This is a genomic window from Planctomycetota bacterium (genome assembly GCA_018242585.1).
GTDB lineage: Bacteria > Planctomycetota > Planctomycetia > Pirellulales > PNKZ01 > JAFEBQ01.
Window position 1 is genome coordinate 48,083 of record JAFEBQ010000016.1, and the last position, 13,746, is coordinate 61,828.

Consider the following 13,746-nt stretch of genomic DNA (forward strand, 5'->3'; position numbering starts at 1 on the left):
TCCGCCGCGTTCGGCACGCGCGGAGCGATGCGATATGAAACCGTTGGTCAGTAACGAGTTCGCCCGAACTCGGCAAAGCAAACCAGGAACCGTTGTCCCGACTCGGCTAATTGCCACGCGCTGGTGCGCCATGCCCCGCCGACTTTTGCGCCGCGACACTTCGCACGGAGGTGACCGCTGGGCGCAAGTCGCAAATCGGGCCGGGCCGCCGCGGCAACCGGTTCCGGAGTGAAACTGGTGCAGACAAACTGCTCGCAGACGATTGGCGCAGGTCGACTCGCCCTGGCGCGCCCGCCAGTGGCGCCGGTCGGCGATTGCGCGCCAGCATCCGAGTCGCGCCCTGGCACGGCGCGCCGGCTCGAGCGGCATGCCACCTGCGCCGATCGCCGCACGCCTCAGGCGGGGCCGCGATCGGGCGTCTTTGCCGGCTGCGGCGCTCGTTGCCGCGGACGATGTTCCGCCACTGACTCCAGTCGAACCGGCCCGGCCTGTTTGGCCGCCGGTTCCCCGCGCCTCTTCGTCCAGCATGCGACCGAGCGCACCGCGCCGTCGCCGCTGTCCCTGGCGCTTGCGTATCGCCCCCACAATTGCCGGTCTAGAAAGTACGGTCATGAAGCAAGAGATGCTCATCAACGTCTCGCAGCCCGAGGAATGCCGCATCGCCATTGTCGAGGACGGCGTGCTCGAAGAGTTGTACATCGAACGGAGTAGCCAGGAAGGCTACGTCGGCAACATCTACCGTGGCCGCGTGGTCAACATCGAACCCAGCATCCAAGCCGCCTTTGTCGACTTTGGCGTCGGCCGCAACGGCTTTCTGCACATCAGCGACATCGAGGCGCAATACTTCCGCCAAGGGGGCTTCGACCCCAATCGCCCGATCGACGAGCAAGGGGACGACGACAACGGCCATCACGGCGAGGACATCGACGAAGGGGACGACGGTCGCACTCGCACCCGGCGTCGCGCCCAACGTCCCGGCGGCCGCCCGCGGGTCAAGCCGCCGATCCAGGACATTCTCCGCCGCGGCGACGAACTGCTGGTCCAGGTCATCAAGGAAGGGATCGGCAACAAGGGGCCGACCCTGTCGACCTACATCAGCATTCCAGGGCGCTACGTGGTGCTGATGCCGGCGCTGGGTCGCACGGGCATCTCGCGCAAGATTGAAGACGAAGACGTCCGCCGCAAGCTGCGCTCGATCATGCACGAGCTGAACCCGCCCAAGGGGGTCGGCTTCATCGTCCGCACGGCCGGCATCGAGCGGACCAAGCAAGAGCTGTCGCGCGACCTGGCCTACCTGCTTCGTTTGTGGAAGGTGATCGTCCGCCGCATCAAGAAGCAGTCGGGCCCCGGCGGCATCTACGAAGAAAGCGACATGATCATCCGGACCATTCGCGACATCTTCACCGCCGAAGTCGACGCCATTTACATCGACGAACCGCAAGCCTACGAGCGGGCCAAGGAATTCCTGCAACTAGTCATGCCGCGCTACGTCCACCGGTTGCAGTTGTACGAAGGCAAGGAGCCGCTGTTCCACAAGTACAAGCTCGACGAGGAGATTTCGAGCATTTACCAGCGCTCGGTCCCCTTGAAGCAAGGGGGCAGCATTGTCATCGACCAGACCGAGGCGCTGGTGGCCATCGACGTCAACAGCGGCAACTTCCGCGCTCAGGACAACGCCGAAGAGACCGCCTACCAGATGAACTTGCAGGCCGCCCGGGAAATCGCCCGGCAGCTTCGCCTGCGCGATCTGGGGGGCGTGATCGTCAATGATTTCATCGACATGCGGCGCGAAAGGCATCGCCGCGGCGTCGAACGCGCCTTGGCCGACGCGGTGAAACGCGACCGGGCTAGAACCAAGATCCTCCGTACGAGTCCGTTCGGGCTGATCGAAATGACTCGCCAGCGCATTCGCCCAAGCTTGAAGCGGAGCCTGTTCCGCAACTGCACCAGTTGTACCGGTACCGGCGTGGTCAAGACGGCGGAAAGCATGGCGATCGAGTCGGTTCGCTTGCTGATCATGGCTTGCCAGTTGCCCGACATCGCGCGGGTGACGGTCACGGTGTTCGACGAAGTGGCCACGTACCTGAACAACCGCAAACGACGCGAGTTGACCCAGTTGGAAGAAGATCACAAGGTGAATATCCAGATCATGGGGCGCGAGGCCGTCGCGCCGGAACACCTGGTGGTCGAATGCTTCGACGCCTTGGGTCGCGAGCTGAAGTTCAACCCCTAAGCGACTCAAGGTTCGGAGCACGCCCCCGATGAGCATCGCCGGAATCAGCGAACTGGCCGCCGAGCTGCGCCGCATTGTCGGCCCCGACGGCGTTCTGTCCGCGGCCGGCGAGATGCTCGTCTACGAGTGCGACGGGTTCGTCGTCGAGAAAGATACGCCCGACGTGGTCGTGTTTCCGCGCACGACCGAACATGTCAGGCAGATCGTGCTGCTCTGCCGGCGCCGGCAGGTGCCGTTCGTGCCTCGCGGCGCCGGCACGGGGCTGGCCGGTGGCAGCTTGCCCGTCGGCGGCGGGGTGTTGATTGTCCTGACACGAATGCGCGAGATCGTCGAGATCAACCTCCGCGATCGCTACGCCGTCGTGCAGCCCGGCGTGGTGAACGTCAAGCTCACCGAGCGCTTGCGCGGGACAGGTTTTCACTACGCCCCCGATCCGTCCAGCCAGGGAAGCTGTACCATTGGCGGCAACGTGGCCACCAACTCGGGCGGGCCGCACACGCTGAAGTACGGCGTGACCGTGAACCATGTCCTGGGGCTCGAAGCGGTCATGGCCGACGGCACGGTCTGCGAGTTCGGCGGGCCGAGCGAGGATCTGCCCGGGCTCGACCTGACCGGCGCGCTGGTCGGCAGCGAGGGCACCCTCGTCGTCGTGACGAAAGTCTGGGTCCGCCTGACGCGCGACGCCCAGAGCGTCCGCACCATGCTCGGCATCTTTGAAAGTTGTGACGACGCCACCGCGGCAATCAGCGACATCATCGCCGCCGGCATCATCCCGGCCGCGCTCGAGATGATGGACCACGGCATTCTTGAAGCGCTCGAACAGGCGTTCCACTTTGGCTTCCCGTTGGATGCGCAAGCGATCCTGATCATCGAAGTCGATGGGCTGGAAGCGGGACTCGACGCCCAGCGCGAACGAATCACGGCCATTTGCCAGGCCCATCACGCCCGCGAGGTGCGTCACGCCAACGGGCCGGCCGAGCGGATCGCGCTGTGGAAAGCCCGTAAGCAAGCCTTCGGCGCGGTGGGACGGATCAGCCCCAGCTACTGTACCCAAGATGGCGTGGTGCCGCGGACGCGGTTGCCCCACATGCTGCGCAAGATCACCGAGATCACGGCCCGGCACGGCGTGCGAGCGGTCAACGTGTTTCACGCCGGCGACGGCAACTTGCACCCGATCGTGCTATTCGACGAGAAGAACGCCGACGAAATGCGCCGCGCCCTGGACGCCAGCAACGAGATCCTGGACGAGTGCCTGGCCTGTGGCGGCAGCGTGAGCGGAGAGCACGGCATCGGCATCGAGAAGATCGATTTCATGCCCAAGATGTTCACGGCCGACGATCTGGACGCCATGAGCCGGCTGCGCCAAGCGTTCAATTCGGAAGGGCTATTAAGCCCAAAGAAGATGCTTCCCACCGCCGGAGCGTGCAGCGCCGAGCGGAGTCATCCGGGGCGGAGAGCGGCGGTTTAAGAAACGATAAACGCGAAACGATCAGCGATGAACGGAAGTGATGAATGATGAGTGCTGAGTGATGAATGGGAGTCAGGTCACTCTGGCTTGGGTGCCACTGGTGGCTTGCCCACCAGTGCGAAATGGTGAACGGTTCGGGGCTGACAACAAGACTTTTTGTAACGCATGCTCGCTATTGCTTCTGCTGACGATGTGATTGAACTGGTGCATACGGCGCGCGACACCGATGCCGCGCTCTATCCCGAAGGGGGCGCCACGGCGCTCGATTACGGTCTGCCCGCGCGCAAGCCCGGCTACAGCGTCGAGTTGGCCGGCTTGAACCAGGTGATCGACTATCCCTGGCGCGATATGACCATCACGGTCGAAGCCGGCATCACCATGCAGTCGCTGGCCGCGATCCTGGCCGAGCAGCGGCAGCGGTTGCCCATCGACGCCCCCTTCGCCGAGCAAGCGACCCTCGGCGGCCTGATCGCCACCAACTACAGCGGCGCGCGACGCTTCGGCTTTGGCACGCTGCGCGATTACGTGATCGGCATTTCCGCCGTGGACGGCAACGCCAAGCTGTTCAAGGGTGGCGGCCGCGTGGTGAAGAACGTAGCCGGCTACGATATGTGCAAGCTGCTGGTCGGCAGCCTGGGCACGCTGGGGATCATCACCCAGGTCACGCTCAAGGTCCGTCCGCTGCCCGAGGCCAGCGCCCTGCTGGTCGCCCGGCCGGTGAACCTGGCCGCGGCCGAGAAGCTGTTGGCCGCGCTTAATACTTCGCTGGCGACACCGGTGGCGGTCGAACTTCTGTACGGCAATCAATTCGGCGACGAGTGGCGCTTTATCGTCGGCTTTGAAGGCTCGGCCGCCGAGGTCGCCTGGCAAATCGAAACCTTGCAGGCCGAGTGGCCTCGCGAAGCGCTCGCGGAAGAACTGGCCGTCATCGATCAGCTCGAGCAACAGCCCGGCGCGTGGCAAGAGCTGACCGACTTTTCGCTGCCGGCCGGCGATGTGCCGCTGGTGGTGAAGTTCAGCGTGCGCCCCAGCCAAGTCTGCACGCTGCTCGACAAACTGCGCACGTTCGACGATCAGGCTGCTTTTCAGGCCCACGCCGGCAACGGGATCGTCATTGCCCAATTCCGACAGATTCCCGCGGTCGGCGCCTGCAAGTTCTTGCTCCAGCAACTGCAGCCGGCGGCGCACGCTTGCGGCGGTTACGCCCACGTCTGGTCGGCGGCCACGGCGGACGATTTCACGCGGCCGGCCTGGTGGGGAGGCGTGCGGGGCGAAATGGTTTACATGGAACGCGTCAAGCAACAATTCGATCCGCAGCGACTGCTCAACCCCGGGCGATTCATCTATGAAAACGACTGAACTGCCCGTCGTCGCGCCCCCTGCGACGTCCGCGGCTCCCGGCGGCGCGCCGAACCCGGGCGACGCCATCGAGTATCGCTTGCTGCAGGACTGCGTCCATTGCGGCCTTTGCACTGCTGCGTGCCCGACGTACAGCGAGCTGGGGGACGAGAACGACAGCCCGCGCGGACGCATCTACCTGATGCGGGCCATCGCCGATCGGCGGATCGAACTTGGCGACGACGTGCGACGCCACTTGGAGTTGTGCCTCGACTGTCGGGCGTGCGAGACGGCCTGTCCCGCCGGCGTCCAGTACGGCAAGCTGATCGAGCCGTTCCGCGTGGCCATGCAGCAGCAGGTCGAGGGGGACGCCGGTCCCGACTGGTTCCACCGCTGGATTCTGTTCGGCCTGTTCACTCAGCCACGTCGGATGCAGTTGCTGCTCGGTCCGATGCGCGTGGCGCAAAGCCTGGGGCTGGTCGCGCTGGCCGAACGGCTGGGGCTGTTTCGATTGCTGCCGGCTCGCCTCAGGCAACTTTCGCAAATGTTGCCGACGCTCGCCGCCGCCGAGCCTGAGTTACCCGAGTTCTTGCCGGCCATTGGCCCGCGCCGCGCGCGGGTGGCCCTGTTCACCGGTTGCGTGGCCGACGCGGTCTTCCGTCCCACCCACTGGGCCACGGCTCGAGTCTTGCAGCAGAACGGCTGTGACGTGGTCGTGCCGCGCACTCAGCAATGCTGCGGCGCGATTCACTATCACGCTGGCAGCGGCGAACCGGCCCGCGAGTTGGCCGACCAGAATGTCCGCGCCTTCAACGCCGCCGACGTCGACGCGGTGATCGTCAACGTGGCGGGCTGCGGCGCGATGCTCAAGGATTACGGCCACCACTGGCACGACGCCGCGCAGCCAGCGCGCCAAGCGCTGGCCGACAAGGTCCGCGACGTTCACGAGTTTCTCGATTCGCTCGGGCTGATCGCGCCGACCGGGCGGATGCCCATGGTCGCCACCTATCACGACGCCTGTCACTTGCTGCACGCCCAGCGGGTGCGCGCCGCTCCGCGTAAACTGCTCGCCGCGATTCCCGGGCTCGAACTGCGCGAGCTGCCCGAGACCGAAATCTGCTGTGGCGCGGCAGGAACCTATAACCTGACCCAGCCCGAGATGGCGTCCCGGCTGGCCCGCCGCAAGTTAGACAACATTCTCAGCACGGGCGCGCGGGCGGTGCTGACGGCCAATGCCGGCTGCCTGCTGCAGATCATGCGCGAGGCTCACACGCGGCACGAACCCCTCTGGATCGCTCATCCCATCGACTTGCTCGATCGGAGCTACCGGCACTTGCCGCCGCCGGTGTGAGCGAGTGATGAATGATGAGTGCTGAGTGATGAATGAGGGTGGTCTAGCCGTCAATGCGCAGCTTGCGAGCGTCGGCAAGCGCGATCGTGCCGCGCTCGGTGAAGGCGGCGACTTCGAGTGCCGCGAGCCGGGCGACGACTTCCATGGCGCTGTCCGGCCGGCGCAGCGGTTGCTTGCTGAGCAGCTCGTTGACTAACTTGGCCACTTCGCGCGGAATGTTGGGGCAATGTTCCCTCACGTCGGCCGCTCGACCTTGACGATGAGCCGCGACCAGCGATGCCCGATCGGTGATCGCCAGCGGCAGTCGGCCAGTCAACATCTGGTACAACACGACGCCCAGGCTGTACAAGTCGCTCCGCGCGTCGACGCGCCCGGCGGTGAGTTGCTCGGGGGCGATGTAAGCCGGCGTGCCGCGCGGCGTCGTTTTGTTCGTGCTCGCATGTTGCCCGAGCGGCTCAGCAAACCCCAGATCGACGAGCGTTACATGCCCGTGGGGGCCAATCATCACGTTGGCCGGCGCGACGTCGCCGTGAAGCCAGCCAGCCGCGTGCAGCGCCGCCAGACCTTCGGCCATCTGCCGTGCGTACCATAGGGCGTGCGCCAGCGGTAGCGGCTCGCTCACGCGCGCTATTCGCTGCGCCAACGACTCGCCAGCCAGCCAAGGGAACACCAGGAACGGCGTCGGGTGGTCATACCCCTGGGCCAATAGCGGCAGCAGGTGAGCATGAGTGACCTGTGACGCCACAATCGCCTCGCGCCGCAATAGCGCTCGGGCCAGCGCCCCGTTCTCGGCCCGGGGGCTGAGGATCTTGACGGCATAGGTGGCGTACACGGCGGCTTGGCCGCGCGCCCGGGCGCGATAGACATCGGTCAGCGCCCCGGTGGCGGCGCGACGCATCAATTCCCAGCAATCGACGCGCGGCGCGGCCCCCTCGGCGGCGCTGGCGACGCCACCGGTTCGGACCACGCGGGCTGTCGGGCTGGGAAGCTGGTGCGGCATATCAAGCCGATTCGTCCAGCCAGGGCGTCCGAGTTGACCTGCGGCCCGCGGGCAAGAACGTCCGGTGCAAGCGCGCCAGCCGGAACCGCGTTTCGCGGGCCGGCGGCGACAGTTGTAGCGGGCGTGCGGCGCGGCGCTTGCCGCGCGCCGGCATGGCTCTTAAAATCACAACTTCCGTAACAGCTTCGCGCGCCGCCGGGACCGCCACGTCGCAGGCCCAGCGGTCCCATTTCCGAGCGCGAAATGTCACGGCCGCCGATCCATCAAGCCGCCGCCCGCCAACCGTTGAGAAACACCACGATGAAGTCGCTCGCCCGCGCTGGTTCGCTGTTGTTGATCGCGTTGTTCCTCGCCAGTCCGGCCGGTTGCACGTCGGGTGACTCGGGCGGTTCGTCGTCGCCGGGCGTCAAGCGAATGATCTTCGTCACCAACGGCCAATCGCCGTACTGGGACGCCTGCCGCGCCGGCCTGCAAGCCGCCGAGAAGGAATTGAAGCTGGGCGATCGGGGTCTGAAGGTCGAAATGGAGGTCAACGACGGCACGCCCAAGGGGCAGATTGAAAAGCTGCGCCAGTACGCGACTCAGCGCGATATTGTCGCCGTGGGCATTTCGGTCACCGATGCCGCGAATGTGGCCATCGCGGACGAGATGCGCAACCTGCAATCGAAGGGCATCCATGTGGTCGCTTGCGATGCCGACGTCGACCGCGCCACATTAGCCGACGCCCGCTTCGGTTTTATCGGCACCGACAACATCGCCGCTGGCCGTGAGCTGGGCGTGGCGATCAAGAACCTGCGTCCCGCGGGGGGTGAAATGGTGACATTCGTCGGCCGTGTCGGCTCGCAGAATGCCATCGATCGTCGCAACGGCGTTGTCGCAGGGGCCGGCGGAAAGTTCAAGCTGGTCGACAACATGGGTGATGACATGAATCGCTCGCGCGCGCTGGAGAACGTGCGAAACGCGATCACCAATCATCCCCAGGCCAAAACCTTGGTGGGGCTGTGGTCGTATAACGGACCACGAATCGTCGACGTGCTGGTCGAGCGCAACTGCCGCGCCGAGTACACCGCCGTGACCTTCGATGCCGAGCCCACCAGCATCACCAGCATGGAACAGTCGCTGCTCGATTGCATGATGGTGCAGAATCCGTACGAGATTGGCTTTCAATCGGCGCGCCTGATGGCCGCGCTGTGCGAAAAGAACGACGCGATCATCAAGGAAATGTATCCCAACCGTGGGCAGCCTGGGGGAGATATTTTCGAGACTGGGTTGAAGCTGGTCGTGCCGAACGGCGCCACGCCGCTCAAACCAGAGATGTTCGGCAAAAAGACGGAATTCCTCACGCTGGCCGATTTCAAAGCGTGGTTGGCGAAGTACGGACTCGAAGGCTCATGAGCACATCGAGTTCTGCCCGGTCAGGTTTTTGGCGACGTAGCGAAGTGGCCTTGGCGCTGGCCATTGTCGTGGTGCTGCTGTTGACGCTGGCCTTCGATCCTCAGCGCAACTACCTGCACTTCCCGCAGCTCAGCGCCATCGACATTGTCCGTGATGCGTCAATCCTGGGCATTTTCGCCCTGGGGAGCGCGGTCGTCATCATCGCCGGCGGGATCGATCTGTCGTGCGGCTCGCTGATCGCGTTCAGCGGCAGCATCTGCGCGGCCGTGATGTTGTTGCTGGCTCCGACGCAAATGAACTCGGTCGAGCCGATCGGCTTGGGCGTGATCGCGGCGGCGATCGCCGTGACGATCGGCGTCGGGCTGCTGGTCGGCAGTCTGCACGCCTGGCTGATTACGGTGATTGGATTGCCGCCGTTCATCGCCACGTTGGCCACGCTGGTCGGTTTGCGCAGCCTGGCGCGGGTGGTCGTGTTGAACGTCACGGCGCATGCTTCGCAAATCGACGTGGGCAATCGACAGTTTCGCTACTTGACCAAATCCAACTGGATTCCGGTGGTCACCTTCGCGGTCCTGGCACTGGCGGTCTGGGTGTTGATGAGCCGAACCGTGGTGGGGCGGCATCTCTATGCCCTCGGCGGCAATGAAGCGGCAACCCGGCTGAGCGGCATTCGCACCGATCGACTCAAATGGCTGGCCTATTGCATCGGCGCGACCCTGTCCTCGATCGCCGGCATCTTCTACATCGCCAATGAAGGAACCGCCGCGCCGGAAACGATGGGCAACACCGCCGAACTCAACGCCATTGCCGCCGCGGTGGTTGGCGGATGCAGCCTGCAAGGGGGCGCTGGCACGATTCCTGGCACCGTTTTGGGATGCTTGTTCCTGCGAGTCGTCTCGGACGGTATCAACAAGGTGATCAAAAGCGGCGCCGACCATTACCAAGGCATGATTGTCGGCGTGGTCGTGGTCTTGGCGGTCGCGGCCAGTCAGCTGCGCGAGGCCGGCGCGCTGCGCAAACAATTCTTTGCCGGGCCATTGGGCGCCGTGGCCGTATTGTTGCTGTCGCTGCTGGCCGGCCTGCTCGGCGCGCTGATCGGCGGGCGCAATGTTGGCATTGCTTCGCTCTCGGCGGCGCTGGTGCTGCTGATCGCCTGCCGCGTGCTGGAAAGCAAGAAACGATAAAGTGGAAACGATGAACGATGAAGTAAAGGCAAAGTGATCGTATCTCACGTCATCGTTTATCATTGATCGTTTCGCGTTTATCGTTTATTTCCATGCCTCACATCATCGAAATCCGACACGTTGCCAAGCGCTTTCCCGGCGTGCTCGCGCTCGATGATGTCTCGTTCGAGGTCAAGACCGGCTCGCTGCACGCCATCTGCGGCGAAAACGGTGCCGGCAAAAGCACCCTGATGAAGCTCCTCGCGGGCGTGATCGTCGGCTTTGACGGCGAGATTCGCCTGCACGGCCAGCCGGTTCAGTTCACCGGCACCCGCGATGCCGAGCGCGCCGGCGTGAGCATCATTCACCAGGAGTTGAACCTGGTCGAGCAGTTGAGCGTGGCCGCCAATGTGTTCCTAGGGCGCGAGCTCTGCCGATCGTTCGGCCGCCTGGACGAGCGGGCCATGGAAGCCGCCGCCGCCCGACTGTTCGTCGAACTTGAATGTCCGATCGACCCGCGGGCTCGCGTCGGCGCCCTGCGCGTGGGCGATCAACAGTTGGTCGAGATCGCCAAGGCCCTGTCGCTGCGGGCCGAAGTCCTGATCATGGACGAGCCGACCAGCGCCTTGACCGAGGCCGAAGTCGCCCGGCTCTACCGCGTGATCGAGCGATTGCGGCAACGCGGCGTGACAATCCTCTATATCTCGCACAAGATGGACGAGGTGTTCCGCCTGGCCGATCGAATCACGATCCTCCGCGACGGCCGACTGGTCCGCACGCTCGAATGCGCCGAAACCAGCCCGCGCGAGGTGACCCACCTGATGGTCGGCCGCGAGCTCGAAGCCACCCACTTTGGCGCGCGGCAACCGGGCGAGACGTTGCTCAAGGTCGATCAGCTCGCGCTCCCCTGGCGCGGACACGCCCGGGCCTGGCGCTTGCAAAACATCAACTTCGCGCTCCGCCGTGGCGAGATATTGGGCGTGGCGGGGCTGATGGGGGCCGGCCGCACCGAGTTGCTCGAAGCCCTGTTCGGCGCCAGCCCCGAGCGGCCGCAAGGTCAGATTGTCCTCGACGGCCAGCCGGTTCGCTTCGAGCACCCGGCCGACGCTTGCCGCGCCGGCGTGGCGCTGGTGACCGAGGACCGCAAGCGACTTGGCCTGTTCGACAAGATGAATGTCGGCCAGAACATCTCGCTGTGCCAGTTGCGCGAAGCGGCCCGCGGCGGTTGGCTCAGCCTGCGCCGCGAAGCCGAGCTGGCCGAGCAGATGGCCGAGCGGATGCACGTGAAGACCGCCGGCATCGGAGCGGCCATTACCAGTCTAAGCGGCGGCAACCAGCAGAAAGCGATCATCGGCCGCTGGCTGTTGACGCGCCCCAAGCTGTTGTTGCTCGACGATCCGACGCGCGGCATCGACGTGGGCGCCAAGGCCGAATTGTACCGGTTGCTCGACGAACTGTGCCGCTCGGGCCTGGGCATCATCGTCACGTCGAGCGAGCTACCCGAGTTGCTGACCCTCTGCGATCGGATCGTCGTGCTATGCGAAGGGCGGCTGACCGGCGAATTCTCGCGGGCCGAAGCGACCGAGCAGCGAATCATGGAAGCCGCCACGAACCGCGTGGCGTGAGTTTCAAGATGCGCGCCTTCATCACACGGCGCGCACCAGCCCTTCTCCCTTCGGGAGAAGGTGGCCGAAGGCCGGATGAGGGTCACCGTCGCCTCCTTCAAACGCGTCGCATTGGGCCACGTGGACCCTCATCCGGTTCGCTGCGCTCACCACCTTCTCCCGGAGGGAGAAGGGTAAGATGCGTGCTCACACGCCGACATAGCGGGCAAACAGCGTCCGCGCCGTGACGGGGTCGTCGGTGCCGGTGATGATCGCTCGCCCGTCGGGAAAGATCGTGAGCTGGTATTGGTCGACGCGCGCCCGTAGCAAGAAGCGATTGCGCTCGACGGTTGCGAGGCCTTGCAACCTGCCGGCCAGTTCGTCCAAGTCGAGTCGCGCCCCCGCCGCGCCGCGCACCTGGACCGAGTTGCGCCCGCACAGCACGACGGTCTGGCTGCCGCGCGTGCCATCGAGCCAGTCATAGCGCCCCTGGCAGGCGGGGCACGTCGGCGAAGTGGCGGCTCGGTCGATCCGCATCTGGCGCCAGCGGTTAGTCCACAGATCGACGACCAGCAATTCGCGCTGCACTGCGTCGCGCTGGCCGGTCAAGAGCTTGATCGCTTCGAGCGCCTGGATCGAAGCGATCACGTTGATGATCGGCGCGACGATTCCCGCCGTGTCGCAGGTCGCCGTCGTCCCCGGCTCGGGCGGCTCGGGCACTATGCATCGCAAGCACGTCGTCTCGCCCGGCAGGATCGTCATCGTTTGCCCTTCGGCGCCGATGCAACCGCCAAAGACCCACGGCCGTTGGTAGCGCAGCGCCGCGTCGTTCAACAAGAACCGGGTGTCGAAGTTATCGGTCCCGTCCAGCACCACGTCGACGCCGGCGAACAGCTCGGCCACGTTCTCGGCCGTGACGTCGGCCACGATCGGCTCGATGGTGATGTCGGAGTTGATCCGCCGCAGCTTGGCGGCCGCCGCTTCGGCCTTGGGCAACGCCTGGGCCACGTCGTCTTCGTCGAACAACGCTTGCCGCTGCAAGTTGGTCAGCTCGACAAAGTCGCGATCCACCAGTCGCAGTTGCCCCACGCCCGCTCGGGCCAGCGTCCCGGCCAGCACCCCGCCGAGCGCGCCACAGCCGACGACCAGCACGCGCGAGGCGCGCAAGCGGCGCTGACCCTCGACGCCAATCGGCGCGAAACGCATCTGTCGCGAGTATCGCGCCAGGGTCGGATCGTCATCAGCTTCGGCGTGCGACATCGGGATCGATCTATCCACAACGGTTCAGAAAGCAGTTCAAACCACGGCAAAGCCGGCACATTGGACGTGCCCGGCTAACAGCCCTTGGGCATGGTCGCACGCGGCGCGCGCCGCGGTCAAGTCGAGCGATTCGACCAGCCGCTGCGCGCCCACCAAGGGAAGCGACGCCGGCCAGGCGCCCCGCCGCGCCGCCAGTTCGTCGGCTCGATCAAAGACGCACCAGGCCAGTTGCTCCCAAGCGGCCGGTTGACCCGGCGCTTCCGGCGTCGAACGCCCGGCCAGAATCAACCGACGCGCCACCGTGCGGGCGTCTTCGTCCAGCAACGCATCGCGCGACAACACCACGATCGCCACGGCGGGGCATTCAGCCAATCGTACCAGTGTCTCGGTGTCGGCCCGATCCGACTCGACCACCAGGGCTACGCCATACTCAGTCGCGGCGTGCAGAAGCTCGTCACTCGGCGACCGCACGATGGCGACGGCTGCTGCCGCGCGCCATTCGCTCCAATCGTGCGTGTCGCCCCAGGCATACGGCACACAGCGAGGCACCCAAGGCTTGCCCTGGCGTCGCAGCCAGCCGCCGCGCAGCTCGATGCCGCGCAGACCGACGGTGCGGCGCGCCTCGGCCACGCGCTCGCTGCCGCGCCACAACTCGACATCCAACTGATACAAGAACGGCTCGTCGGGCGTCCAAGGGCAGGGGTCGACGACGACACCTTCGGCCAGCACGGTCGGCCCAGGGCCGCGGTCCACCAGCGGCATCCGCGCCGTCAGCGTGTGATGCCCGCGGCAAAACGGCCCCGTCAGCGTTCCCTTGATCGCCAATGCGTCATCATCAGCACGCGGTAATTGGACATAGACGCGCGCCGAGGCCGCGCTGGCCACGGTCGAGACGACGCGCAATTGATCGAGTGGTGACATCGGCATGCTCGAT

General features: G+C 65.4%; 11 protein-coding genes. 7 read left to right on the forward strand and 4 right to left on the reverse strand.

Annotated features, from left to right (window positions below; all coding sequences use genetic code 11):
* Positions 1-610: 610 nt before the first annotated feature.
* From JSS27_08985 to JSS27_09000, 4 genes are all read left to right on the forward strand, one after another.
* On the forward strand, positions 611-2,233 hold the full coding sequence (locus JSS27_08985) for an Rne/Rng family ribonuclease (GenBank protein ID MBS0209073.1): 1,623 nt from the start codon (positions 611-613) through the stop codon (positions 2,231-2,233).
* 28 nt (positions 2,234-2,261) lie between these two features.
* Positions 2,262-3,701: an FAD-binding protein gene (locus tag JSS27_08990; GenBank protein ID MBS0209074.1), complete on the forward strand. Its 1,440-nt coding sequence runs from the start codon at positions 2,262-2,264 to the stop codon at positions 3,699-3,701.
* A gap of 165 nt (positions 3,702-3,866) precedes the next feature.
* Positions 3,867-5,060: an FAD-binding oxidoreductase gene (locus JSS27_08995; GenBank protein ID MBS0209075.1), complete on the forward strand. Its 1,194-nt coding sequence runs from the start codon at positions 3,867-3,869 to the stop codon at positions 5,058-5,060.
* Positions 5,047-6,390 carry a (Fe-S)-binding protein gene (locus tag JSS27_09000; protein ID MBS0209076.1) on the forward strand — a complete coding sequence of 448 codons (1,344 nt, stop codon included), beginning with the start codon at positions 5,047-5,049 and terminating at the stop codon, positions 6,388-6,390. Before JSS27_08995 ends, JSS27_09000 begins: the two co-directional genes overlap by 14 nt.
* Positions 6,391-6,433: 43 nt before the next feature.
* Here JSS27_09000 and JSS27_09005 read toward each other — a convergent pair whose 3' ends face one another.
* Positions 6,434-7,390, reverse strand: coding sequence for a serine/threonine protein kinase (locus JSS27_09005; GenBank protein ID MBS0209077.1), 957 nt, complete (start codon positions 7,388-7,390; stop codon positions 6,434-6,436).
* A 1-nt stretch (position 7,391) separates the two neighbouring features.
* Positions 7,392-7,640, reverse strand: a complete 249-nt coding sequence (locus tag JSS27_09010; GenBank protein ID MBS0209078.1) for a hypothetical protein — start codon at positions 7,638-7,640, stop codon at positions 7,392-7,394.
* A gap of 50 nt (positions 7,641-7,690) precedes the next feature.
* Here JSS27_09010 and JSS27_09015 point away from each other — a divergent pair, with 50 nt between their 5' ends.
* From JSS27_09015 to JSS27_09025, 3 genes are all read left to right on the forward strand, one after another.
* Complete coding sequence (locus JSS27_09015) at positions 7,691-8,785, forward strand: substrate-binding domain-containing protein (protein MBS0209079.1); 1,095 nt, start codon at positions 7,691-7,693, stop codon at positions 8,783-8,785.
* Complete coding sequence (locus JSS27_09020; protein ID MBS0209080.1) at positions 8,782-9,969, forward strand: ABC transporter permease; 1,188 nt, start codon at positions 8,782-8,784, stop codon at positions 9,967-9,969. Before JSS27_09015 ends, JSS27_09020 begins: the two co-directional genes overlap by 4 nt.
* A gap of 92 nt (positions 9,970-10,061) precedes the next feature.
* Positions 10,062-11,573 (forward strand): sugar ABC transporter ATP-binding protein, encoded by a 1,512-nt coding sequence (locus JSS27_09025; GenBank protein ID MBS0209081.1) that lies wholly within the window; start codon positions 10,062-10,064, stop codon positions 11,571-11,573.
* 186 nt (positions 11,574-11,759) lie between these two features.
* Here JSS27_09025 and JSS27_09030 read toward each other — a convergent pair whose 3' ends face one another.
* Together JSS27_09030 and JSS27_09035 are read right to left on the reverse strand one after the other, a co-directional pair.
* Entirely contained in the window at positions 11,760-12,758 is a 999-nt protein-coding gene (locus JSS27_09030; GenBank protein ID MBS0209082.1) for a ThiF family adenylyltransferase, read from the reverse strand.
* Between the two features lie 90 nt (positions 12,759-12,848).
* Entirely contained in the window at positions 12,849-13,739 is an 891-nt protein-coding gene (locus JSS27_09035; protein ID MBS0209083.1) for a hypothetical protein, read from the reverse strand.
* Positions 13,740-13,746: the final 7 nt, after the last annotated feature.

What these genes read in the sequence shown, in the direction of transcription:
- JSS27_09020 (MBS0209080.1), top strand. Translation starts at nt 8,782, where the DNA reads ATGAGCACATCGAGTTCTGCCCGGTCAGGTTTTTGGCGACGTAGCGAA.
- JSS27_09025 (MBS0209081.1), top strand. Translation starts at nt 10,062, where the DNA reads ATGCCTCACATCATCGAAATCCGACACGTTGCCAAGCGCTTTCCCGGC.
- JSS27_08990 (MBS0209074.1), top strand. Translation starts at nt 2,262, where the DNA reads ATGAGCATCGCCGGAATCAGCGAACTGGCCGCCGAGCTGCGCCGCATT.
- JSS27_08985 (MBS0209073.1), top strand. Translation starts at nt 611, where the DNA reads ATGAAGCAAGAGATGCTCATCAACGTCTCGCAGCCCGAGGAATGCCGC.
- JSS27_09005 (MBS0209077.1), bottom strand. Translation starts at nt 7,390, where the DNA reads ATGCCGCACCAGCTTCCCAGCCCGACAGCCCGCGTGGTCCGAACCGGT.
- JSS27_08995 (MBS0209075.1), top strand. Translation starts at nt 3,867, where the DNA reads ATGCTCGCTATTGCTTCTGCTGACGATGTGATTGAACTGGTGCATACG.
- JSS27_09035 (MBS0209083.1), bottom strand. Translation starts at nt 13,739, where the DNA reads ATGCCGATGTCACCACTCGATCAATTGCGCGTCGTCTCGACCGTGGCC.
- JSS27_09015 (MBS0209079.1), top strand. Translation starts at nt 7,691, where the DNA reads ATGAAGTCGCTCGCCCGCGCTGGTTCGCTGTTGTTGATCGCGTTGTTC.
- JSS27_09000 (MBS0209076.1), top strand. Translation starts at nt 5,047, where the DNA reads ATGAAAACGACTGAACTGCCCGTCGTCGCGCCCCCTGCGACGTCCGCG.
- JSS27_09030 (MBS0209082.1), bottom strand. Translation starts at nt 12,758, where the DNA reads ATGCGTTTCGCGCCGATTGGCGTCGAGGGTCAGCGCCGCTTGCGCGCC.